Below are 21,497 nucleotides of genomic sequence, written 5' to 3'. Positions count from 1 at the left end.
GGTTGTCACTTACCGCTGCTTAAACGCGATGCGCTTTTTCTTGCAGCTTGAAGCTTGAGGCTTGCCGCTAGTAATTCAGTACGACGAGGCGGGTCTGGGTGAATTCGAGCATGCCGTGCTTGCCGTCATCGCCCCCCAGACCCGAGCGTTTCCAGCCGGCGTGAAAGCCCTGGTACGGATCGGCGGGCGTGCGGTTGACGTACAGCTCGCCGGCTTCGATGGCATTGCCGACTTTCATCGCCGTGCGGTAGTTCTCGGTATAGAGCACCGACGACAGGCCGAACTGATGATCGTTGGCAAACGCCAGCGCCTGGTCGATGTCGCGGTACTTGAGCACCGGCAGCACCGGGCCAAAGATTTCTTCCTGGACGATTTCCATGTCCTGGCGGCAGTTGCTCAGCAGCGTCGGCGGATAGAAATGGCCCTTGCCGACCGGTAGCACGCCGCCCGCCTCCAGCACCGCGCCTTCGCCGATGGCACGCTCGACCATGGCGTGAATGTTCTGTTGCGCGCTGGCACTGACCAGCGGGCCCATGCGCGAGGCATCCTCGGCGCGGTCACCGTAGGCGACGGCAGAAATTTTGGCCTTGAGCAGCGCGAGGAATTGGTCGTGCACGCTTTCATGAACGTAGACACGCTCCACCGCTGTGCACAACTGGCCGCAGTGGGTGGTCTTGGAGGCGATGATGTCGCTGGCAGCCTTTTCCAGATCAGCGTCCGGCTCGATGATCGCCGGGGTCTTGCCGCCCAGTTCCAGCGACGGCTTGGCGATGTTTTCCTTGCAGTAGTCGAGCACGATGCGCCCGGCCTTGACGCTGCCGGTCAGGGTAATCATGCCCACGGCCTTGTGTGTACAAAGGCTGGCCGCAGTGGCGTGGTCCATGGCCAGGATGTTGATGACGCCGGCCGGGATCCCCGACTGCTCGACGGCCCTGGCGATTTCAAAGGCCGAGGTCGGTGTGTTGTTGCTCGGGCGCACCACCACGGTGTTGCCTGCGATCAGCGCCGGGGCGATCTTGCGCAACAGGGTGTAGACCGGGTAATTGAACGGAATCAGCGCCGCCACCACGCCGATGGGCTGGCGTTGCAGGAGCAGGTTCTCGTTGGGGGTGTCGCTGGGAATGATCTCGCCTTCGATTCGGCGTGCCCATTCGGCGTGGTAGCGGGTGATCTGCGCGGCATAGCGCGCTTCGTTACTGGCGTCGGCGACGCTCTTGCCGGATTCGGCGGCCAGCGCTGCACCAATGCTATCTGCGCAGGCGTCCAGGGCATCGGCCAGGGCACGCAGGTGTTCACCGCGCTCGATGCTGGTCAGGCCGCCCCAGGTTTTCTGCGCAGCGGCAGCGGCATCCACCGCAGCCAGTGCCTGCCCGGAGGTGGCCGCCGGGACGTGACCGACCAGCGCTTCGGTGGCCGGGTTGTACACGGCGATCTGCGCGCTGTCGGCAGGCTCGACAAACTGGCCGTTGATGAAATTTCGTTCGAGTCGCATGTGGGGCGTCCACCGTTGTTTTTATCCGAATGACGATCAGTCTTGTCATCCGCAACGGCGGCCACAAACGATTTATTGCACCAACAAACATTCATAAAACGCAGGTTACTGCCCGACACCCTCCCCGTTCGGTCACGGAATCGATGTAAGGGCCGCCGTAGACGGTTCGAGCTGGCGCTGGCTGAGCCAGATTTCTTCCTGCAGCCACTGCCCGAACGCCTGCAATTGCGGCAGATCCTGCTCGGGGCGGGTCACCAGCCAGTACGACTGGTGGCCTTCGACATGCACGTTGAGCACCTGAGTCAGCTCACCGGCGGCCAGTTCCGGCACCACCATGTGCCAGTCGGCGATGGTGATGCCCAGTCCCTCGGTGGCGGCACGGATCGCCAGGTCCAGCAGGTCGAACTCATAGCCACCCTGGGTATCGACCCCGTGGATGCGCGCGGCATCGAGCCAGTGTTTCCAGGTCAGGTAGCGCTGGTCCTCGCTGGCCAGTACGTGGAGCAAGGTCATGCGGTTGAAATCCACACCCTCCTCGCTGGATTCGCGAGCGAGTAATGACGGCGCGCAGACCGCCACATGCCGCTCCTGAAACAGCAGCGAGCTGTCCAGCCCGTCCCACTCGCCATTGCCGAAACGAATGGCGCAGTCGAGCACGCTGGTTTCCGCCAGGCTGTCCTGCAAGCGGGTGCTGATGCTCAGTTCCAGCTCCGGGTGCTGCTCGCGCAAGCGGCCCAGGCGCGGCATCAGCCAGCGGCTGGTGAAGGTGGGCGGCGCGTTGATGCGCAGGCGATTGGAGTGGGATTTCTGTTGCAGGCTGCGCACGGTCATCTCGATCTTGTCGAAGGACTGGTGCAGGGCTCGCAACAGCACGCGGCCGGCGCTGGTCAGGTCCAGATGATGGTGTCGGCGCTCCAGCAGGGTTTCGCCCAACTGCTCTTCCAGTTGGCGAACCTGCCGGCTGACCGCGCTCTGGGTCACGTTCAACAGCTCGGCGGCGCGGGTAAAACTGCCGGTGCTGCCGGCCACTTCAAAAGCCTTCAGGGCGTTGAGGCCGGGCATTTTGCGCTTCATGTGTCGCTCTCGGTCGGGGCAGAAAACGCGGCGAATATCCCATGGACCCACCCGGTACTGCCAGAGCCCTGCACCACTTTCCGCCCAGTAACATGCATTTGATGAAGGTTTGCCCGGACAATTTATCGTTTGTCGATTGCAGGCAGGATCACAAGACTGCGCGCCATCTAATAAAAACAAGCGAGAGCGTTCCATGCCTTCCTGCACTTCCCTGCGGCTGTCTGCGTCGTGCTTCACCCTTCTGTGTGTCTGCTGTTCTCCGGCGATGGCCGTGCAGGTCACCGACCACCTGGACCTTGGCGGCGCCATTCGTGCGCGCTGGGATTACGACCCGGATCGCGACATCCAGAAATTCAACTTCGACACGGTCTTCCTCACCGCCAAATACACCTCCGACAGCTGGATCGGTGCGGCCAAGTACCGTTTCTATGGTCACTCCTATCCGTACAAATACACCAAGCACGTGGGCGATGTGTCGTTCCCGGAATACGCCTGGGTAGGCTACAAGTTCAACCCCGAGCAACAGATTCAGGTGGGGCTCAATCAGGTGCCGTTCGGCTTGCAGCCGTATTTTGGCAGCACGTTTTTCGAGACCCTCGGCAACGTGGTGGGCCTGGAAGACGTCGAGGAAATGGGCGCCAAGTACATCCAGCAGCACGGCGACTGGAACATTCAGGCCGGCTACTACGTACGTCCCGCGTGGCAAGGCAAGGGCACCAGCCATGGCCGCACTTACTCCAGCGTCGTTTCCCAGGCAGACAGCTATGTGGCCGATGGCAGCGACAACCAGGAACGCAATACCGTCGTGCTGCGGGTGGCCAAGGCGCTGGATGTCGGGCCCTGGACCTCTGAAGTCGGCGTGTCGGGTCTGACCTCGACACTGGAAAACAACGACACCGATCGCGACGGCCGACGCAACGCGGTGGCCGTGCACTACATCGGCAAGAACGGCCCGTGGGGCGTGCAATTGCAGGCGGCGCGCCAGCAGATGTCGCCGCGCAACCCCGGTACTGACCAAGTGGTGACCTTTGGCGGCTACGACGGCACCTACAACGTCGCCAGCCGCGCCAACCTGTACGTCGCCGACCTGAGCTACGACGTGAGTGGCAAGTACCTGTTCGACCAGATCAGTGGGGTCAAGCTGTACGCCAACTACAGCGCCTATCAGAAGTCCGCTTCAGGTTATGAAGACTCCCAGCGGGTCATCCTCGGCAGCTCGTTCTCGGTGAGCAAACTGTGGGTCGCCACCGAATGGCTGATCGGCAAGAACGATCCCTACATCGGCGGCAGCGACTACGCCCAGAGCCTGGGCGCCGGCGGCAGCAACCAGTGGGAAAACCAGGTGTACGTGAACGTGGGGTATTACTTCTAAACCCCATCTCCGGCAAGCGGAGCCGCTACGGGGTTTGCGGTGTGATTCTGGCCAAAGGCCGTAGGAGCGCGCTTGCCCGCGACCGCGGTGGGTCATTCGGCATCGTGGTGGCTGACCTGACGCTGTCGCGGGCAAGCCCGGCTGCTACGGGTTTCCAGGGTGCCCACAACAATGAGCACGCCGCGAAACTGTGGGAGCGCGCTTGCCCGCGAAGGCGGTGGGTCATTCGCCATCGTGGTGTCTGGTCTGACGCTGTCGCGGGCAAGCGCGCTCCTACGGGGGACCGAGGTTGACGTGGAATCGGCGTTCACACAAAGCCCGTAGCAGCACGGCTTGCCGGCGGGGGCGGTCTCGAAATCGCCCCCGCGGGCAAGCCCGGCTGCTACGGGTTTCCAGGGTGCCCACAACAATGAGCACGCCGCCAAACTGTGGGAGCGGGCTTGCCCGCGAAGGCGGTGGGTCATTCGGCATCGTGGTGTCTGGTCTGACGCTGTCGCGGGCAAGCGCGCTCCTACGGGGGTGTTGGATTCGGCTACTTCACCGACATCCCCTGGGTCAGGTTCTGCTGCAGATACGCCAGGAAACGCCGCTGGAACAGCATGGTGTGTTCGTGGGCGGCCTGTTCGGCCTTGTCGGCGTCGCGGGCGGTGATGGCGTCGATGATTTCGTCGTGATCGCGGCCCAGTTGCGTCGAACTGCTGACAGAACTCACGATGTAGTCGAAATGCAGGTGCAGCAGCCGCTGACCCTCTCCCAGCAATTTCTCGTAATAGCTGATGAAATAAGGGTTCTTGCCCGCGTCGGCGATGGCCATGTGAAAGGCCTTGTTGATCTCCGACATCGCCTGGAAATCCCCCGAGGTCACCGCCTCCAGATACGCCGCATCGGCTGCGCGAATGCGCACCAGGTCTTCCTCGGTCCGGTGCAGCGCCGCCAGCCGCGTCACGGCGCGCTGGATCAGGTCCAAAGCCGATACGTAATTGGGAAATTCCTCGATCTCGAACGGCGTCACCAGCGTGGTGCGGTTGGGCAGGATGGTCACCAGCCCTTCACTGATCAGACGCGCCAGCGCATCGCGCACCGGCGAGCGCGACAGGCCGAACTGGGCAGCCAGCGACACCTCGTCCAGCGGCACGCCAGGCTTGAGTTTCAGGGTCAGGATCTGCTTGCGCAGCTCCTCGTAGATATAGCGCCCGCCATGGCGCTTGGCACTGGGTTCAGCGGTGTCTTTGCTCATCAGGTCTTGTTCTCGGCAATGCGGCCGGGCAATGGACCGGCGCGCAACTCTACACCAGCGCAGGCCAGGTTAAAAACCATCGCCCCAAGTATCACTCAGCATAAAACCGGCCGCCAACGGATCATCCGGGTCGACACCGATCTGGTGCAGTCCGTAGACCCACGCCCGGCCCGTCACCCGAGGCAGCACCGCGGCGCGTCCCCCCACTTCGGTCAAGCCCAGCAGCTCGACCTTGAACTCGCCGCCAATGGTCGAGCGCGACGTCAGCCGGTCTCCCGGCACCGCCTTGCCCCGGGCCGCGAGCGTCGCGAGGTTGGCCGAACTGCCGGTGCCGCAGGGCGAGCGATCCACCCTGCCCGGCGGCAAGGTGGTGCAGGTTTGCCAGGTGCTGTCGTCCACGCGATTGCGAAACATCACGTAGGCCACTTCATTGATCGACGGCAGTGTCGGATGGCTCACCGAGACCTGTTGGTTGATCAGGCCGCGCAGCTGCACACCGTGGGTCGCCAGGGCCCGCGCATTTTCAGGGGCGATGGTCAGGCCGATCTGCTCGACATCGATCAGCGCGTAGTAAACCCCGCCGAAGGCGATGTCTGCCTTGATCGGGCCAAACGCCTCGGTCTCGATCACGGCATCCAGTTGCTCGACGAACGCCGGCACCATGTCCAGCGACACACGCTTGCAGCGCCCGTCTTCACAGTCGGCCGTGGCCGTCACCAGCCCCGCCGGGGTGTCCAGCACCACCGTGGTCCGGGGTTCCTGCATCGGCACAATCCCCAGTTCCAGCAATGCGGTGACCACACAGATGCAGTTGCTGCCGGACATCGGGTGCGCCTTGTCGGCCTGCAGCACGATGAACCCGGCCTGGGCTTCGGGGCGGGTCGGCGGCAGCAGCAGGTTGACCGACATCTGCAGGCAGCCGCGCGGTTCCAGCACCACCAGCCGGCGCAGGCTGTCGTCGACCTCGTTGATGTAGTTCATCTTGTCGAGCATGGTCTTGCCGGGGATATCCAGCACGCCCCCGGTTATCACCTTGCCGATCTCGCCTTCGCAGTGAACATCGGCCATCTGCAGGGTTTTCTTCCAGCGCATGAACGGCTCCTATTTGATGTACCAGCCCCAAGGCTGCTGGCTGTCATAACGGGTAATCTGCTTGGTTTCCAGGTAGTTGTTCAAGCCCCACTCACCCAGCTCGCGACCGATGCCGCTCTGCTTGTAACCGCCCCAGGGCGCTTCGGTGAATGTCGGTTGCGAGCAATTGATCCAGACGATCCCGGCCCGCAGCTTGCGCGCCACCCGCTCGGCCCGAGGCAGGTCGGCCGACATCACCGCTGCAGCCAGGCCGAAGCGCGAATCGTTGGCACTGCGCACAGCCTCGGCCTCATCGGTGAATGGCCGCACGCACACCACGGGGCCGAAGATCTCCTCGTTCCAGATCCAGCTGTCCTGCGGCACGTCGGCAAAAATCGCCGGGGTGAGGAAAAAGCCCTTGTCGCACCCGGCCGGACGCGTGCCGCCATAGAGCAGCGTGGCGCCCTCTTCCTGCCCGCGGGCGATGGCCGCCAGCACCTTGTCATACTGGCCACGATTGACCAGCGGGCCGAGCAACACGCCCTCTTCCAGGCCCTGGCCGATTTTCAGGCTGCGGGTCTGCTCCACCAGCCGCTGCAGCAACGGCTCGTACAGATCACGCTGCACCAGCACCCGGGACGTCGCCGAGCAGACCTCGCCCTGGTTCCAGAAAATGCCGAACATGATCCACTCGACCGCTGCCTCGATGTCGCTGTCATCGAAGATGATGAACGGTGACTTGCCGCCCAGCTCCAGGCTGATGTTTTTGATGTCACGGGCCGCTGCCTGCATGATCCGCGAACCGGTGGGCACGCTGCCGGTAAAGGCCAGCTTGTCGATGCCCGGATGTTCGCTCAGCGGCGCACCGGCATCAGGACCCAGGCCCGGCACGACGTTCAGGACACCGGCCGGCAACCCGGCCTGATGGGCGATGTCGGCCAGCTCCAGCGCGGTCAGCGGGGTCATTTCCGACGGCTTGAGCACCATTGAGCACCCCGCTGCCAGTGCAGGCGCGACTTTCCAGGCGGCCATCAGCATCGGGAAGTTCCAGGGAATGATGGCCCCGGCCACGCCCACCGGCTCCTTGCGCGCCACCGAGCTGAAACGCTCATCGGCCAGCGCGACGGTTTGTTCGCGCTGATCGTCCAGCCCCTGGGCAAGGTCTGCGTAGAAATCGAAGCAACCGGCGGTGTCGCCGATGTCCCACAGCGCTTCGGGCAAAGGCTTGCCGTTGTCGCGCACCTCAAGTTCCGCTAGCGCCTGTTGACGCTCGCGAATGCCCTCGGCGATGCGCCGCAGCACGGCGGCACGTTCTGCGCCGCTCATCTGCGGCCAGGGACCTTCGTCGAACGCACGACGGGCAGCTTTCACCGCCAGGTCGATATCTTCGCAAGTGGCGGCGGCTACCTGGGTGATCACCGTTTCACTGGCAGGATCGACCGTCTCGAAAAGGCCGCCCTTGACCGGGCTGACCCATTGTCCATCGATGTACAACTGCGCATAGGATTTCATCAACAGCTCCGTCAAAAGCGGGTGGCGCTAAAGGGTTTGAGGTCCTGGGCAGGCTGGCGGCCCGCCACCAGTTCAGCGATCAGGCGCCCGGTGGTCGCGCCCAGGGTCAGGCCCAACTGGCCGTGACCAAAGGCCAGGAACACGTTGCCCAGGCGCTGGCTGCGGTCGATCACAGGCTTGGTGTCCGGCAAAAATGGCCGGTAGCCGACACCGTATTCGATGTCGTCGAGCTTGAGGTCCGGCAGGATCCTGCGGGCCTTTTCCAGAATGATTTCGGCGCGCTTGAAATTGGGCTGCGCATCGGCAGCGGCGAACTCGATGGTCCCGCCGATCTGCAAGCCACGGGTCATAGGGGCGAAACAGAAACCGCCATCGGCGTAGATCACCGAATGGCGCACATCGACGCCGGCGTCCGGCAGCAGCACCTGATACCCGGCGATTCCCGCCAGCGGGACCTTGCTGCCCACTTGCTGGAAGAAGCGACTGGACCCGGTGCCTGCAGCGATCACCACATGGTCGGCCCGATGCCGCTCGCCGTTGGCCAGGGTGACGCCAGTGGCGCGGTCGGCGCTTTCATCCAGTTGGCGAACCTGGGCGCGAATCCGCACCCCGCCCTGCTTTTCGAAACTGTCCGTCAGTGCCGCGATAAAACCTTTGGTGTCGCTGACAGCGCGCCAGTCCGGGAACAGCAAACCGTGGCTGAATTTTCCCGCCAGCGCCGGCTCCAGGTCGGCGATGGCCGCCGCGTCCAGCACCTCTGACTGAAAACCCAGCGAGCGACGCAGGTCCATGTGTCCGGCTTCGCCCTGCAGGCCACTGGCCGAGTCGAAGACTTCGATGATCGGCCGCTCACCCATCAGGGTCTTGTCCGGGCAGGCCTCGAGCAGCGGTGCGTAATCGGTGTAAACGTGGCGGGTCAGGGTTGCCATCTCATTGGAGATGTCGACGATCCGCGAATGCCGCGCACAGGCGACGAAGCGCAGGAACCACGGCAGTATCCCCGGCAACGCACTGGGGCGCAGGGCCAGCGGGCCTTTCTGGTCCAGCAGCCAGGCCGGGATCTTTTTCAGGATGCCGGGCTTGGACAGCGGGATCACTTCGCTGACCGCCATCTGCCCGCAGCTCCACTTGGCCGTGCTGTCGCCCGGCGCTTCGGGGTCGATCAGGGTGACCCGATACCCTTCGCGCTGCAGGTACAACGCGCAGCACACGCCGACGATGCCGCCGCCCACGACAACAGCGGTTTCGCGCGTGGCTGGATCTGCACCCGGCAGCGGCGTGGAAGATTGCATGGGCATCATAGAAAAGCTCTCTGTCATGACAGGATTGAGATCAAGGGCGCGCGCACCGACACCCGGGGTATCGGTGCGGGCAAGGTATCAGCCCAACAGCTTTTCGAACTCCTTGCGGAATTCGGTTTTCTCGTCGTCGGTCAGCGGCAGCAGCGGCATGCGCGCCACCCCGACCTTGAAGCCGGCCAGCTCACAGCCGTACTTGACCTTCTGGATGAACTTGCCGCTTTCCAGGTTGTTCATCAATGGGAACATCGAACGCACGATCTGTTGCGCACCGGCAAGATCGCCGGAGGTGTATTTGTTGTAGAACGAGACGATCTGCGGCGCGAGGAAGTTGGCCGGCGCGCAGATCCAGCTGGTCGCGCCCCACAGGAAGAAGTCCAGCGCCTGATCGTCCGAGCCACAGGACAGCTGGATCTTGCCCTTGTACTTGTCGCCGATCTCGATGGCCCGCAGCAGGTTGCCGGCGCTTTCCTTGATGGCGATCACCCGGTCGTGGTCCTGGAGGGCGTCGAGCACGCTGTAGCCGACTTCGACGTTGGTGCGGATCGGGTAGTTGTAGAGCACCACGTTGACGTCCGGCACGGCATCGAGGATCGCCTGGTAGTGACCGGTCAATTCTTCCTGGGTCGGGATCGCATAGTAAGGCGGCGCCACCAGCACGTTGCGATAGCCACTGTCGCGGGCCTGGCGCACCTGCTCGATCACCTCGCGGGTGCAGGAACCGTTGGCCCCGGCGATCAGCATCGCGCGGTTGCCTGCCACCTCGCGCACGGTGGCCATGACCTGACGACGCTCGTCGTTGGTCAGGGCGTAGGATTCGCCGGTAGAGCCCAGCGGCACGAGGCCGGTGACGCCTTGCTTGAGCTGGAACTCCACCAGCGAGCCCAGGGTGTCGTAATCCACCGCGCCGTTTTTGTCGAACGGGGTAACCAGGGCGGGCATGATGCCTTTGAGTTGTTGCATGGGTCGTCTCTCCACTTGGTGCATTCAGGGGTTGTAAGGACTAGGCTCAGTAGGCGTAGCGTCTGAGCATTCGCGACTCGACCACGCCGACCAGCCGGGTCAGCGGGAACGCGACGAGGAAATAGATGACCGCCACCGCGGTGAGGAACTCGACCGGGCGCGCCGTGCTGTTGGAAATGTTCTGGCCGACGAACATCAGGTCAGCGATGCCCACCGAGGAGATCAGCGCGCTCTCCTTGAACAGGCTGACCACGTTGGAAAGCAGCGGCGGAACCGCACGCAGCAGGGCCTGGGGGAAGATCACGTACAGCACCTTGTTCCAGCGCGCCACGCCGAGCGCGACGCAGGCGTCATGCTGCTCGGAGGGAATCGACTTGAGCGCGCCGCGAAAGGTCTCGCTGGTGATCGCGGTCATGTACAGGGTCAGGGCCAGCGCCACCGACACGAACGGAGGTACCGAAATACCGAACACCACCGGCAGGCAGAAGAAGATCCAGAACAGCTGGATCAGCAAGGGTGTTCCGCGAAACAGCTCCACGTAGAGGCCGGTCGGCACGCTGACGAAGCGGTTTTTCGACAGGCGCAGCAGGCTCAGGAAGAACCCGCCCAGGCTGCCCAGGATCGCGCAGCTGACGGTGAACGCCAGGGTCAGCGCCAGCCCCTTGGCCAGCACCTGCCAGTAAGAAAACACCACCATGAAATCGATCTGCATGAGCTTCTCCTCAACGCGCCAGGGCGCTGTCCTGACGACGCTCCAGCCACTGCACGAACTGCGCGATCGGCAGCGACAGGGCGAGGTAGATCAGGGCAATCAACGAATAGGTTTCCAGCGGGCGATAGGCCTCGGTGGCGATGCTCTTGCCGACGTACATCAGGTCCGCGACGGCGACGATGGCCACCAGCGCACTCTGTTGCAGGATCGAAATGCCGTTGGTCATCAGCACCGGCAGCGCGGTGCGCAGGGACTGCGGCAGAATCACGTACAGCGTGCGCTGCCAAGGCCTGAGCCCCAGGGCGACGCAGGCGTCCAGATGCTCGCGAGGCACCGCCTGCACCCCGGCGCGATAGGCTTCGGCGTTGAAGGCCGTGAGGTTCAGGCCCAGCGCCAGCACGCCCATGGTGATCGGGCCGATGAACACGTCGAACAGCATCGGCACGCAGTAGAAGAACCAGACGATCTGCAGCAGCGCCGGGGTGCAGCGAAAGAACTCGATAAAGAGCTGCGCCGGCCAGCGGATGAAAAACCAGCGGCTCAGGGTCAGCAGGCACAGGCCGAAGCCCAGCACCACACCCAGCACATTGGAGATCAGCGCCAGCTCCAGGGTGACCTTCAGGCCATCCCAGAGCACGCCCCAGTTGCCGGTCAGGAAGTGAAAATCGAACTGATAGTTCATGGTCGCGCCCTCAATCCAGATGCAGCACTTTTTGCAGGAACTCGCGGGTGCGAGGCTCTCTGGGGGAGGTGAAGATCTGCTCGGGCGGGCCCTGCTCGACCACTCTGCCGTTGGCGCAAAACACTACGCGGGTGGCGATGTGTCGGGCGAAGTGCATGTCGTGGGTGACGATGATCATCGCCATCTTTTCTTCGGCCAGTTGCAGCATGACGTTCTGCACCTCGATGACCATTTCCGGGTCCAGCGCCGAGGTGACTTCATCGAACAGCATCAGCTTGGGTTCGAGCATCAGCGCGCGGGCGATGGCCACCCGTTGCTTCTGCCCGCCCGACAACTGGCTGGGCCAGGCGTTGAGCTTGCTTTCAAGGCCCAGGCGGGCAAGAAACAACCGGGCTTTTTCAGTGGCCTGGGCCCGGGACAGGCCATGGACCTTCATTGGCGCGAGGATCAGGTTGCCGAGCACCGAGAGATGCGGGAACAGCGTGTAATGCTGGAACACCATGCCGACCTGGGTCTGCAGGCGCGCGTCCAGCGGCTTGCCGGATTTCTTCGCCTGGCCGTCGATGTACGGCTTGCCCTGAAAACTGATGGTGCCGCCCTGAATGCTCTCCAGCCCCATCATCACCCGCAGCAACGAACTCTTGCCGCTGCCGCTCGGGCCGATGATGACCAGACGGTCGTCGGCGCGCATGTCCAGACTCAGACGGTCCATGACCACCAACCCTTCGCCATAGGATTTGTACACGTCGCGAAGCTGGATAAAGTCGCCGCCTGGCTTGTTGTCGACGAGCGAAACCGGTGGCGTGCTGGCCACGAGATGAGGAACTGTCATATCGGGTTCTCCAGGAAAACGCCGCAAGTTGGCTGTTTTCGGGAATCGGTAAAGTTGCAAAGTGTGAGTTTCAGTACCCGCGGGCAACACTTCACCGCGAGCACTGAACACGTCATGCTCTTGTTGTTTCGATAAAACCAATGACTTGCCTGATAGCGGGTTAAATCAGGCGACCGCTTGTGCGCCCGTTATTTCAACCAGAGAGCCGCACATGAACTGCGCTTCGTCGCTGGCCAGAAACGCCACCAGTGCCGCCACCTCTTCAGGTTTGCCGATGCGCCCGAAGGGCACCATCCGGTCCAGGTCGGCGATGGTGCGACCTGAACGCCTGACCCCGGCTTCGAGCATCGGCGTGTGCACCTCGCCCGGGCAGACGGCATTGACCCGCACCTTGTCCGGCGCGTAATCCCGGGCCAGGTTCTGGGTAAAGGACGCCACTGCCGCCTTGGTCACGTTGTAGGCGATGTGGTTTGGCGCCGGGTACAGCCCCCACTGCGAGGCAGTGTTGACGATGGCCCCGCCACCGGCGGCGATCATGTGCGGCAACACCGCGCGGCACAGATGAAACATCGCATCCAGGTTCACCGCGAAGCTGGCGTGCCAGTCATCTTCGGTCAGCGACAGCAAGTTGCCACGGCGATTGATGCCGGCATTATTGGCCAAGACATCGATACGCCCATATTGCTCAAAAACTTGCCGGACCAGATCACGGCAGGCATCACCTGAAGCAATATCCGCCGCAATGGCCACTGCACTTCCGTGCTTGCCGGTTATATCGTTGACAACCGCCTGGGCCGCATCCTTATTCATGTCGGTGACCACCACCGTGGCGCCTTCATCTGCAAAGCGCTGGCATATAGCCGAACCAATTCCGCCACCGCCACCGGTCACAATCACAACTTTGTCTGCAAAGCGTTTCATGTACGAAGTTCCTGTCAGCGTATATAACTGGCGCCGTTGACATCCAGCGTCGCGCCATTGAGAGAGCGTTGGGAGTTGCGCAGAACAAACGCCACCAGCTCCGCCACTTCCGAGGGTTGAGCCATGTCGCCAATCGGGATGTCGGCAACCGCTGCCGCCTTGCCGAACTGGGCGACGAACTGGTCAGCCATTTCGGTTTTCACCCACCCCGGCGCGATGGCCACTGCCACCACACCCTGGGGCCCGAAGCTTGCAGCCAGGGACTTGGTCAGGTTGATCAGCGCCGCCTTGGTCGCGCCGTAAGGCAGTGCCTGGGCTGAATAACCGCGCTGCCCTGCCCGGCTGGCCATGTTGACGATCTTGCCGCCGCCGTTTTCCCGGAAGTGCTTCACGGCCTGACGGCACAGATCCACTGCCGAGAAGAAGTTGACCTGAAACTCGCGGTTCCAGGCAGCGCGCCAGGTGTCCACGTCGGCATCGATTGAAACCTCGGTACGAATGCCGGCGTTATTGACCAGGCCATGAATGCGCCCGGACAGACTCAGCGCCTGATCCCACAGGCCATCGGCGCCACCTTCGGCGGACAGATCGGCCTGGACGATGACCCCGTCACCGCCCACTCGCGCCAGCAACTGCTCGGCTGCCTGCCGGTCACGGCTGTAGTGAATGATCGGTCGCGCACCCTCGGTGGCCAGTCGCTCGACAATCGCGCTGCCGATGGCGCCGGACGCGCCAGTGACCAGAATGGTCTGCCCGGCCAGTGGTTGTGCCAGATCGGTCATGGGGCTCTCCCTGAATTGCGCTGAATGAATGTGCCCAGGGTTACTGCGCAGGCTTGGCGTTGGCCAGCACCGATGCCTTGTCCACCAGCGCGTCGATTTCGCCGGTGTCGCGACGTTGGGAGAGATAGATGTTGAGCGCCTGCAGATCGGCCGGGGATGCATCACGGCGCAAACCGAAGGCTACGCCCTGCTTGGCCAGCGCAGGTTTTGGCAGGACCTCTTTGCTCCAGCCCGGGTTGGCCACGGCAAACAGGTGGTTGGTGTCGCTGGCATCGACCAGCACATCGGCGCGCTTGGACATCACCGCCAGTCGGGTTTCGTCCATGCCGGCCAGGCGCATGATCTTGCCTTGTTTGATGACCGCTGAAATGGCCTTGTCCTGGGCGGTGCCGGACATCACGGCGAAGGTCACGTCAGGTTTGTCGTAGTCGGCGAGGCTGTTTTGCGCGTTGGCGAACTTGGGGTTGTCCTTGTTGATGAGCAAGGACACCTGGTAGTCGGTGGCAGGCACCGAAAAGCTCACGGCCATCGCGCGTTCAGGGGTCTGGTTCAGGGCCATGGCCAGGTCCCATTTGTCGCTTTGCAGCCCGGCCACCAGGTTGTCCCAGTTGGTGTCGACGAACTCGACCTTGACCTTCAGCACACGCTCGCCGAAGTCACGGCACAGGTCGACGAAGTAGCCGCTGTATTCACCGGATTTGGCATCGCGCATGACGTAAGGCGCAGCGACTGCGGCGCCACAACGCAAGACACCGTTTTTCTGCACACCCTGCCAGAGCGAATCGGCGGCCTGCGCCGGAGCCTGGCTGAGCAGCGCACCGGTGGCGGCGGCACAGAGGAGCATGTTGCGGACGGAACGAGAGAAGGAACGAAGCATTTTTTGACCTCACCGATGTATTTGTTTTTGGGCAGAAAGGTACAAGTGCAGCTCATGTACGAGCATGTGCGCCGTCATGTGTGCAGCGCTGTATGCAGATTAGTTTTGAACGAACGAAGCTGTCAACGGGCGGTTGAAATAATTTTTTATGGGGGTGGTATAGCGGTGATCTCACCGTAGTAGCACGGCTTGCCGGCGATTGCGTCCGCAAGATCGCTCCCGCGGGCAAGCCCGGCTGCTACGAGGTTTGCGTCGTGAGTGTCATCTGATTCTGGCCGAAGGCCGTAGGAGCGCGCTTGCTCGCGACCGCGGTGGGTCATTCGACATCAAGGGGTCTGGCCGGGCGCTGTCGCGGGCAAGCGCGCTCCTACGAGGGATCCCCGTAGGGATTTAACTGCGGCCTATGCCGGTGAACGGCTCATCCACGATCAACATCGGGTCAAGGCTGCGGATGCGTTGTTCGATGTGATAGGCCCCCGCTTCGGCGTAGCGCAGGAAGTGCCGGCTGCACAGCGTACAAGCCCAGACGCCGCAGCGGTTGTAGGGGAAGAACTGCGGGGCGATGGGTGCATTGGCCGACCAGTAATGGGTGCCGTTGGGGTGATACTCGTCCAGCGTCAGGTCTTCTTCCTCGGCCGCGACCAGTGATGCGACCTGTTGCAATTGCGATTCCTTGAGTGAAACCGGCAGCCCTTCCCATCCGGCCAGGGATTTGCTGATGCAAGTCCAAGGTTCGGAAATGGCGGCAGAACGCTGGGCCAGTTCCAGCAGTCGGGGCATGGCAAGCGGAGTGAACATGGGCGGCAGACTCTTGGTGAGATAGGTCTTTGAGCGTGCCGCCATTGTGCCGCGCCGCGCCCTGTCCTGCCTACGGCAAAATCGCTCTATCGCGATGGTTTCAGCGCACAACTCGACGAGTCAGATGGCCACCCGAGATCGGGTACGAGACGTACAGCCCCGAGTCCACCTGTGCCCGCGATGTCTGGGCCAGGTCCCGAACTTTCTGCGCGGCACGCAGCAGCGCATCCTGCGCCAGTCTGCCCTGCTCCACCGCCTCCACGATGGCGGCGGCCAGCTCATCCAGTCCCGCTTCGCTGGAAACGAGCAACAAGTGAGCACCCGCGCGCAATGAAGCCACGGCAGTCTCGGCCAGGCTGTTGCCACGCAGGATCGAAACGGCGTCCAGGTCATCGGAGATGATAAGCCCATCAAAGCCCAGCTCATCGCGCAGCAGGCTAATGACCTTCTGTGAGGTCGATGCCGACTGCTGTTCATCCAGCGCCGGGAACACCGCAGGGCCGGGCATGATCGCCTGCACGCCGGTGACGATTACTTGTCTGAAGACCTGCAGGCCATCTTTAAGATCGGTCAATGAACCGTGCACCGTTGCTTCATTGACTGCTGGATCATGCTCGGTTTGATGGTGCCCGGGGAAGTGTTTGGCCGTGGCAATCACCCCCGCCCTCTGCACGCCACGAATGAATGCGCAGGCGATGCGCGACACTTCGTGCGGGTCGCTTCCCAGGTTGCGATTGTGCAGCCAGGGGTTGGCCCCGGTGACAACATCGACGATGGGCGCGAGGAACAGATTCACCCCCATGACTCGCGCCGCACTGGCCATTTCGTAGCTTCGGGCTTCGATCTCATCGCCGGTCAATTCCTTGAGCGCAGCGGCCGATGGCATGCCCGGCACCAGCCGGTGCAAACGCTGGATACCGCCCAGTTCCTGGTCTACGGCCACCAGCACCGGCACACCCGCCAATGCCGCAGCCTGTTCGGCAATGTGGCTGAAATGGGTGTGGGTCTCCGAGCGGCGACGTTCGAAACTCATGTTGCGTGCCAGGTACTCGTCACGGGTTTCGCCCAGCAGGATCGACACCCCGCCGCGTTCGAGATAGCGGCGCACGGCGTCCGTCAGTTCCAGCCCGGAGAATGCAGGCAGCAGCACCGAATAGGCGGCCCGTTGCAGGTCGATTGGCATGACGTCACCTCATTTTTCCTGAAGAGCGATGATGCTCGATATCGCTCACTATAAAGATTAAACGAGCATTGTCAAATTACTTCGCGCACATCGAGCACAAACGATCACCATCCGGCACATGTCCTTGCGGCGGTTTCAGAAATGCCCCCGCCGGCAAGCCGTGCTGCTACGGGGGCGCAGTCGCATCAAAGATCGCGTGAACAACACAAATCCCCGTAGCAGCCGGGCTTGCCCGCGGGAGCGATTTCAAGAACACCGAAGCGAGTAAAGCCGTGCCACCCAGGGAACTGGTGCAGGTATGAAGATCCTGAGAACAGCAAAAATCCCGTAGCAGTCCGGCTTGCCGGCGATCGCGATCTCAAGGGCGCCGTCGCCGGCAAGCCGGACTGCTACGGGATTGGGGAGGCATGCACGGCGTGAAGACCACAAAGTCCCGACGCCGGCAAGCCGTGCTGCTACGGCATTACGTGCCCTTCGTGCATCTCATGCATGTTGTGCCCGGCATGGGGATCATCCCCGGCCATATGCATGTGCTCTTGCGGCTGTTGGCGGTCGGTCTCCTCTTGCAGGTAGGCGATCACCTGGCCGATGTCGTTGTCTTCCATGCGCAGGTTGGGCATGGCCACCCTGTTGTAGGCTTCATACAACTTGACCGCCACAGGATCCTTCTCGGCGAGCATCACATCGGGCTCCTTGAGCCAGCGCCCCAGCCACTCGCCGTCGCGCTGACGGGTCACCCCAAGCAGGTCGGGCCCTACCCCACGAATACCGGTGGTCTGCTCACCTTCGTTGCCCAAGGTGTGGCAGGCACTGCAGCGGGTGCGGAAGATCTGTTCGCCCAGGCTTGGCGGCCTTACTTCAGGCGCGTCGGCGTAACTGTTCTGATTGGCGTCGGCCACCTTCCAGTTCTGCAGGCTTTTGCCCAGGTGGTCGGCGAGGATGTAGGGGTTCTCGAACGGCGAGGCCTTCATCCAGCGCCCGGTCGCCTGGTTGCCGACAATCAGGCTCAGGTTGTGATCTGTGGTGCGACCGTTGTCGACACCCTCGATGAACAGCCCAAGCTTGCGCCGCAACTCGACGATGTCGTCCTTGTTGCCGGTCAGGAACTGCCAGCCCGGCGCCACCTTGAACTTGGCCGCGTACTGCTTGAGCACGGCCGGGGTGTCGGTTTCCGGGTCGATGCTGATCGAGTAGAAGAACACGTCACGCCCCACATGATCCCCCAGCAGCTTCTGCACCTGACGCAGGCGTGCAGTCTCCAGCGGGCAGGAGTCGGAGCAGGAGGTGAAGATGAAATTGATCACCACCACCTTGCCCTTGATCAGGTCGTCGAAGAACCGCATCGGCTGTTCGTCCTGGTTGATCAGCACCGTGTTGGGGAAGAAGTCCTTGCCCCAGGGCGTGTCCGGCTGAACATCGCCGGCAACGCCCTGGACGCTGCCCCAGACCATGGCGATCATCGATACGGTCACAGCAATGGCCGCCTTGCGAAGCATCTGGAACATGACTTCAACCTCCCCGATCCCCCGGATCGCTATTTGCCTTTGCCCGAGCCGGACGAACCGGAACCACCGCCCGAACCCGAGCCGGAACCACCGGAGCCACCACCCGAGCCACCGCCAGAGGAAGAACCGCCGCCGGAGCTGGTGCCACCACTGGCAGTTGCCAGTTTCACCGAAGGACCGTTGCCGTCGCCGGTGTAGGCGGTAGGCAGCGCCGCAGAGCTGACGTAGCCCACGCCATCCCAGGTCGGCATCGGGTTGGGCATCAGCTGGAATTGCCCTGGATGCTCGATGTCCCAACGCAGCAGCATGGAGTTGTCCTCGTGCTGGGTGTTGTGGCAGTGCTCCATGTAGGTCCCGGCGAATTCGCGGAAATGGATCGCCATTTCTACGTTGTCGCCACTGTCGGTGCCGATGCGATAGACGTCTTTGCGCGCCCATTTTTCCCACTCAGGTGGAGCCTTGCCGCCGCGACTGAGGATGATCCCTTCCTCGAAGTGCACGTGCACCGGGTGGGTCCAGCCGTTGCCGCCGTTCTGGATTTTCCAGATTTCCAGCGTGCCGGTGCCTTGGTACCCCGCCGAGGTCGGCCCGTTGGCCAGGTGAGTGGAGGCAGACAACCGCCGAGGGTCCATGTTGAAGCCCAGGCCGCCGTCGGTCTTGATGGTCCATGGGGTGGAGTCCGTCCCGTCGGAGCGGCCGAAGATAAAGGTGCGGTGACGCGCATTGGCCAACAGCGCCTGATCCGCCGCGTTGTCGCGGTGAATCGTCAGCGGGATCATCACCTTGCCTTCTGCCTTGCCGGGCTTGGCCGGTTCGTACGCCACCGGATCCATGCTCAGGTCCTGGCCGGTATAAGGCTTGACGTTGATCTGCATGAACATGCCGACCACCGGATCGCCCTTGTCCCATTGCGGCCCCTTGCTGCCCTGTTTGATCACCGCCTGATACTTGCCGGACAACACGTCGCCCAGCGGCACTTCGCCTTTCGGACCTTTGCCGGTCTCATGTTCGAGGACGTTGACCATGTAGATCTTGTCCCCGGCCTTGATCCCGTTCTTGCCAAAGTTGACGATGATGTCGTAGCGCTCGGCGATGCCTTGGGTTGGCAGGATGCCGAAGTTGTTTTTCAGGTCACCGTCGCCGTCCAGGTCCATGGTGCCGTCGAACGGAACGGCGTGTTCCATGATGTTGCCGTCGTTGGCGATCATGTGGAACGGCACCCGGGCGTAGGACACACCGGAGCCTTGCGGCCCTGGGAATTCACCGCCGTTGCCCTTGATTTCGCGCACCATGGCGATCTTCACGTAGCGCGACACCGAACCGTTGAGGATGCGGAAGCGATAGCTGCGGGCGCGCACATCCAGGTACGGTTTGTAGCCCCAGTTCACCACCATCTCATCGCCGAGGAAGCCATCGGTGTTGAACGGGTTGAACCACAGCTGGCCGTTCTGATCCCAGGCCTTGTCCGCCACGGTCAGGTTGACGTCGTAGTCGCGGTTACCCCAGGCCAGGTACGAGCCGCTGGGGAAACGCAGATTGACGCCGTCGTCGATGGCTTCGTTACCGCGGTCCAGGGCACTGTAGTAGTTCATCATCGCCGCGTTGCCCTTGTAGACGTTCTGGGCGGTGAAATCCATCATGTGGTCGTGGAACCAGTGGGTACTCATGGTCTCGCGCCAGTCGCCACGGATCTTGATGGTGCCGTGGTCGCAGGTCTTGAGGCCTGGCGAGTCATCGTTGACCCACAGGGTTTCGCCCGGCGCACAGGGGAATGCCGCACGCGGATCCTTGGCGTTGGTGTTGATGGTGTCGTAGCCGGCCAGTTGCATCGGCCAGCGATAGTCGTAGTACTGCCCCGGGAAGAAGAACGCGTTGGCATAGCCGTCGCTCTCGGCCGGGTTGTGGCCGTTGTGTTCGTGGGTGGAGATGGTGTGCAGACCGAAGCCCTTGTTGGCGGACGGGTCGATCGGCAGGCCGTTGTAATGACGCATCAGCACCGGCTGTCCGTAGCGCACCATGAGCAGCTTGGGCGGCAGGGTGCCGTCGAAGGTCCAGACCGAGTTGTGCTCCTGCACCGGCATCAAGGGGTGAATGCGCACGCCGATCCCGCTGGCGGTGCCGCCATGGTTGGTGCTGCCGTCCGGGTAGTAGTTCAGCCCGCCTGGCCCCCACTCCCCGCCTTTGTAATCATGCAGCTGCAAGTGATCGCGGAACCCGCTGTTGCTGTGGGCACCGGTCTGCACGGTCTTGTAGGCGATCTGCGGGTAGAACTCGTTCCAGCGCTGGTGGGACCAGCCTTTTCCTGGTGGACGCCCTTCAGCCGGTGCATCCACGCGACGGTTCAGGAAGTCCTGAATCTGCGCCTGCCAGGGGTTGCGGTCCAGCGAGTTGGCGTACTGCGTCGGATACGGCGTCAGGCCGGGTGCCGCGAGAAACGCAGCCAGGGCTTCAGGCGACGGGCCGCTGCGGGCGACGCTGGTCGGGTCCTGAGCAGGCCCCGGGCCCAGGGTGGGCGGCGGGAACGGAACTTGCGAGGTCTGGGTTGGATCGAGCTTGGTCGGCCCGAACTCTTCGAACAACAGCACTGGCTGAGTGAATGGCTGAGCCCCGAACAACGGGCTGGGTTTGCCATTGGTGGGGTAGTTGAAGCTGGTCTGCGCCGAAGGCGGCAGCACGTTTTCAACCCGGGTCGAGGCGCGCGTGCCCTCTATGCCATTGGGCAGGTCCAGCGCGCCTTCGTTGGCTTCAGGCAGCGTCAGCAGGTTGTTCAACGCAGCGGCTGGATCCGCAGGCGGATCGGTGTAGGCCGATGGGTCGGTGACTGGAGGTTGATCTTCGTTGTCGATCGGCCCGGCATGGACCGCCGTCAACCCCATACTCAGGGCGATCAATACCGCGGAAGATCCGCGCAAAAGCTGAAGCCCGTTGATGGAGGGGAACTTTAAACGCGTGGGTTGCTTCATGGTGGCTCACCTTCAACTCATGCACAGGGCATTTGTGTTTCATCCAACGGCTGCGGTCAGACGCCGTGGCGTCCGCAGGTATTGGGTGAAGGGGCAAAAGCCTTGCCAGAGTCAGAAAGTGCGCGTTGTGACATTAAAACGATGGCCAGCGGAGTCAGGAAACTCGCGGGTTCCAGTGAAAAATATCGTAACAATTTGATGCAACAACTTGGCACGGTAAATG

The 21,497-nt window shown here is 62.6% G+C and carries 18 protein-coding genes; 1 reads left to right on the top strand and 17 read right to left on the bottom strand.

Going from position 1 to position 21,497, the window contains the following annotated elements:
- Window positions 1-67: 67 nt before the first annotated feature.
- Both aldA and ACIPO9_RS11105 read right to left on the bottom strand, forming a co-directional pair.
- A complete protein-coding gene (gene aldA / locus ACIPO9_RS11110; RefSeq protein WP_400780850.1) occupies window positions 68-1,492 on the bottom strand; it encodes an aldehyde dehydrogenase in 1,425 nt (474 codons plus the stop codon).
- A gap of 132 nt (window positions 1,493-1,624) precedes the next feature.
- A complete protein-coding gene (locus ACIPO9_RS11105; RefSeq protein ID WP_274130614.1) occupies window positions 1,625-2,566 on the bottom strand; it encodes a LysR substrate-binding domain-containing protein in 942 nt (313 codons plus the stop codon).
- Between the two features lie 265 nt (window positions 2,567-2,831).
- Here ACIPO9_RS11105 and ACIPO9_RS11100 point away from each other — a divergent pair, with 265 nt between their 5' ends.
- A complete protein-coding gene (locus tag ACIPO9_RS11100) occupies window positions 2,832-3,938 on the top strand; it encodes a hypothetical protein (RefSeq protein ID WP_400607775.1) in 1,107 nt (368 codons plus the stop codon).
- A 532-nt stretch (window positions 3,939-4,470) separates the two neighbouring features.
- On the opposite strand, the gene ACIPO9_RS11095 is transcribed toward ACIPO9_RS11100, so the two are convergent.
- From ACIPO9_RS11095 to ACIPO9_RS11025, 15 genes are all read right to left on the bottom strand, one after another.
- Complete coding sequence (locus ACIPO9_RS11095) at window positions 4,471-5,175, bottom strand: GntR family transcriptional regulator (protein WP_274133907.1); 705 nt, start codon at window positions 5,173-5,175, stop codon at window positions 4,471-4,473.
- Between the two features lie 69 nt (window positions 5,176-5,244).
- On the bottom strand, window positions 5,245-6,267 hold the full coding sequence (locus ACIPO9_RS11090; protein ID WP_400780847.1) for a proline racemase family protein: 1,023 nt from the start codon (window positions 6,265-6,267) through the stop codon (window positions 5,245-5,247).
- Window positions 6,268-6,276: 9 nt separating this feature from the next.
- Window positions 6,277-7,758, bottom strand: coding sequence for an aldehyde dehydrogenase family protein (locus tag ACIPO9_RS11085; protein ID WP_400780844.1), 1,482 nt, complete (start codon window positions 7,756-7,758; stop codon window positions 6,277-6,279).
- 11 nt (window positions 7,759-7,769) lie between these two features.
- On the bottom strand, window positions 7,770-9,059 hold the full coding sequence (locus ACIPO9_RS11080) for an NAD(P)/FAD-dependent oxidoreductase (RefSeq protein ID WP_400780842.1): 1,290 nt from the start codon (window positions 9,057-9,059) through the stop codon (window positions 7,770-7,772).
- A gap of 78 nt (window positions 9,060-9,137) precedes the next feature.
- Entirely contained in the window at window positions 9,138-10,019 is an 882-nt protein-coding gene (gene dapA, locus ACIPO9_RS11075; protein WP_400780840.1) for a 4-hydroxy-tetrahydrodipicolinate synthase, read from the bottom strand.
- 46 nt (window positions 10,020-10,065) lie between these two features.
- Window positions 10,066-10,731 carry an amino acid ABC transporter permease gene (locus ACIPO9_RS11070; RefSeq protein WP_274133912.1) on the bottom strand — a complete coding sequence of 222 codons (666 nt, stop codon included), beginning with the start codon at window positions 10,729-10,731 and terminating at the stop codon, window positions 10,066-10,068.
- 10 nt (window positions 10,732-10,741) lie between these two features.
- On the bottom strand, window positions 10,742-11,413 hold the full coding sequence (locus ACIPO9_RS11065; protein ID WP_400780838.1) for an amino acid ABC transporter permease: 672 nt from the start codon (window positions 11,411-11,413) through the stop codon (window positions 10,742-10,744).
- 10 nt (window positions 11,414-11,423) lie between these two features.
- Complete coding sequence (locus ACIPO9_RS11060) at window positions 11,424-12,245, bottom strand: amino acid ABC transporter ATP-binding protein (protein ID WP_274133914.1); 822 nt, start codon at window positions 12,243-12,245, stop codon at window positions 11,424-11,426.
- 165 nt (window positions 12,246-12,410) lie between these two features.
- Window positions 12,411-13,166, bottom strand: coding sequence for an SDR family NAD(P)-dependent oxidoreductase (locus ACIPO9_RS11055; protein ID WP_400780835.1), 756 nt, complete (start codon window positions 13,164-13,166; stop codon window positions 12,411-12,413).
- A gap of 14 nt (window positions 13,167-13,180) precedes the next feature.
- Window positions 13,181-13,948: an SDR family NAD(P)-dependent oxidoreductase gene (locus ACIPO9_RS11050; RefSeq protein WP_400780833.1), complete on the bottom strand. Its 768-nt coding sequence runs from the start codon at window positions 13,946-13,948 to the stop codon at window positions 13,181-13,183.
- Between the two features lie 40 nt (window positions 13,949-13,988).
- Window positions 13,989-14,825 carry a transporter substrate-binding domain-containing protein gene (locus ACIPO9_RS11045; RefSeq protein WP_400607479.1) on the bottom strand — a complete coding sequence of 279 codons (837 nt, stop codon included), beginning with the start codon at window positions 14,823-14,825 and terminating at the stop codon, window positions 13,989-13,991.
- 390 nt (window positions 14,826-15,215) lie between these two features.
- Entirely contained in the window at window positions 15,216-15,623 is a 408-nt protein-coding gene (locus ACIPO9_RS11040; protein WP_400780830.1) for a hypothetical protein, read from the bottom strand.
- Between the two features lie 100 nt (window positions 15,624-15,723).
- A complete protein-coding gene (locus ACIPO9_RS11035; protein WP_400780827.1) occupies window positions 15,724-16,806 on the bottom strand; it encodes a glycoside hydrolase family 3 N-terminal domain-containing protein in 1,083 nt (360 codons plus the stop codon).
- A gap of 455 nt (window positions 16,807-17,261) precedes the next feature.
- Complete coding sequence (locus ACIPO9_RS11030; RefSeq protein WP_400780824.1) at window positions 17,262-18,311, bottom strand: SCO family protein; 1,050 nt, start codon at window positions 18,309-18,311, stop codon at window positions 17,262-17,264.
- Between the two features lie 29 nt (window positions 18,312-18,340).
- Window positions 18,341-21,187: a multicopper oxidase domain-containing protein gene (locus ACIPO9_RS11025; RefSeq protein WP_400781071.1), complete on the bottom strand. Its 2,847-nt coding sequence runs from the start codon at window positions 21,185-21,187 to the stop codon at window positions 18,341-18,343.
- Window positions 21,188-21,497 lie beyond the last annotated feature (310 nt).

It is taken from the genome of Pseudomonas sp. NPDC090203 (genome assembly GCF_044746765.1).
Lineage (GTDB): Bacteria > Pseudomonadota > Gammaproteobacteria > Pseudomonadales > Pseudomonadaceae > Aquipseudomonas > Aquipseudomonas putida_AD.
This window is presented reverse-complemented; position numbering and strand designations above follow the sequence as displayed.

Coding starts and splice junctions, on each gene's coding strand:
- ACIPO9_RS11080 (WP_400780842.1), bottom strand. CDS start 9,059: ATGATGCCCATGCAATCTTCCACGCCGCTGCCGGGTGCAGATCCAGCC.
- ACIPO9_RS11100 (WP_400607775.1), top strand. CDS start 2,832: ATGGCCGTGCAGGTCACCGACCACCTGGACCTTGGCGGCGCCATTCGT.
- ACIPO9_RS11030 (WP_400780824.1), bottom strand. CDS start 18,311: ATGTTCCAGATGCTTCGCAAGGCGGCCATTGCTGTGACCGTATCGATG.
- ACIPO9_RS11060 (WP_274133914.1), bottom strand. CDS start 12,245: ATGACAGTTCCTCATCTCGTGGCCAGCACGCCACCGGTTTCGCTCGTC.
- ACIPO9_RS11065 (WP_400780838.1), bottom strand. CDS start 11,413: ATGAACTATCAGTTCGATTTTCACTTCCTGACCGGCAACTGGGGCGTG.
- ACIPO9_RS11050 (WP_400780833.1), bottom strand. CDS start 13,948: ATGACCGATCTGGCACAACCACTGGCCGGGCAGACCATTCTGGTCACT.
- ACIPO9_RS11035 (WP_400780827.1), bottom strand. CDS start 16,806: ATGCCAATCGACCTGCAACGGGCCGCCTATTCGGTGCTGCTGCCTGCA.
- ACIPO9_RS11055 (WP_400780835.1), bottom strand. CDS start 13,166: ATGAAACGCTTTGCAGACAAAGTTGTGATTGTGACCGGTGGCGGTGGC.
- ACIPO9_RS11025 (WP_400781071.1), bottom strand. CDS start 21,187: ATGGGGTTGACGGCGGTCCATGCCGGGCCGATCGACAACGAAGATCAA.
- ACIPO9_RS11095 (WP_274133907.1), bottom strand. CDS start 5,175: ATGAGCAAAGACACCGCTGAACCCAGTGCCAAGCGCCATGGCGGGCGC.
- ACIPO9_RS11040 (WP_400780830.1), bottom strand. CDS start 15,623: ATGTTCACTCCGCTTGCCATGCCCCGACTGCTGGAACTGGCCCAGCGT.
- ACIPO9_RS11070 (WP_274133912.1), bottom strand. CDS start 10,731: ATGCAGATCGATTTCATGGTGGTGTTTTCTTACTGGCAGGTGCTGGCC.
- ACIPO9_RS11045 (WP_400607479.1), bottom strand. CDS start 14,825: ATGCTTCGTTCCTTCTCTCGTTCCGTCCGCAACATGCTCCTCTGTGCC.
- dapA (WP_400780840.1), bottom strand. CDS start 10,019: ATGCAACAACTCAAAGGCATCATGCCCGCCCTGGTTACCCCGTTCGAC.
- aldA (WP_400780850.1), bottom strand. CDS start 1,492: ATGCGACTCGAACGAAATTTCATCAACGGCCAGTTTGTCGAGCCTGCC.
- ACIPO9_RS11085 (WP_400780844.1), bottom strand. CDS start 7,758: ATGAAATCCTATGCGCAGTTGTACATCGATGGACAATGGGTCAGCCCG.
- ACIPO9_RS11105 (WP_274130614.1), bottom strand. CDS start 2,566: ATGAAGCGCAAAATGCCCGGCCTCAACGCCCTGAAGGCTTTTGAAGTG.
- ACIPO9_RS11090 (WP_400780847.1), bottom strand. CDS start 6,267: ATGCGCTGGAAGAAAACCCTGCAGATGGCCGATGTTCACTGCGAAGGC.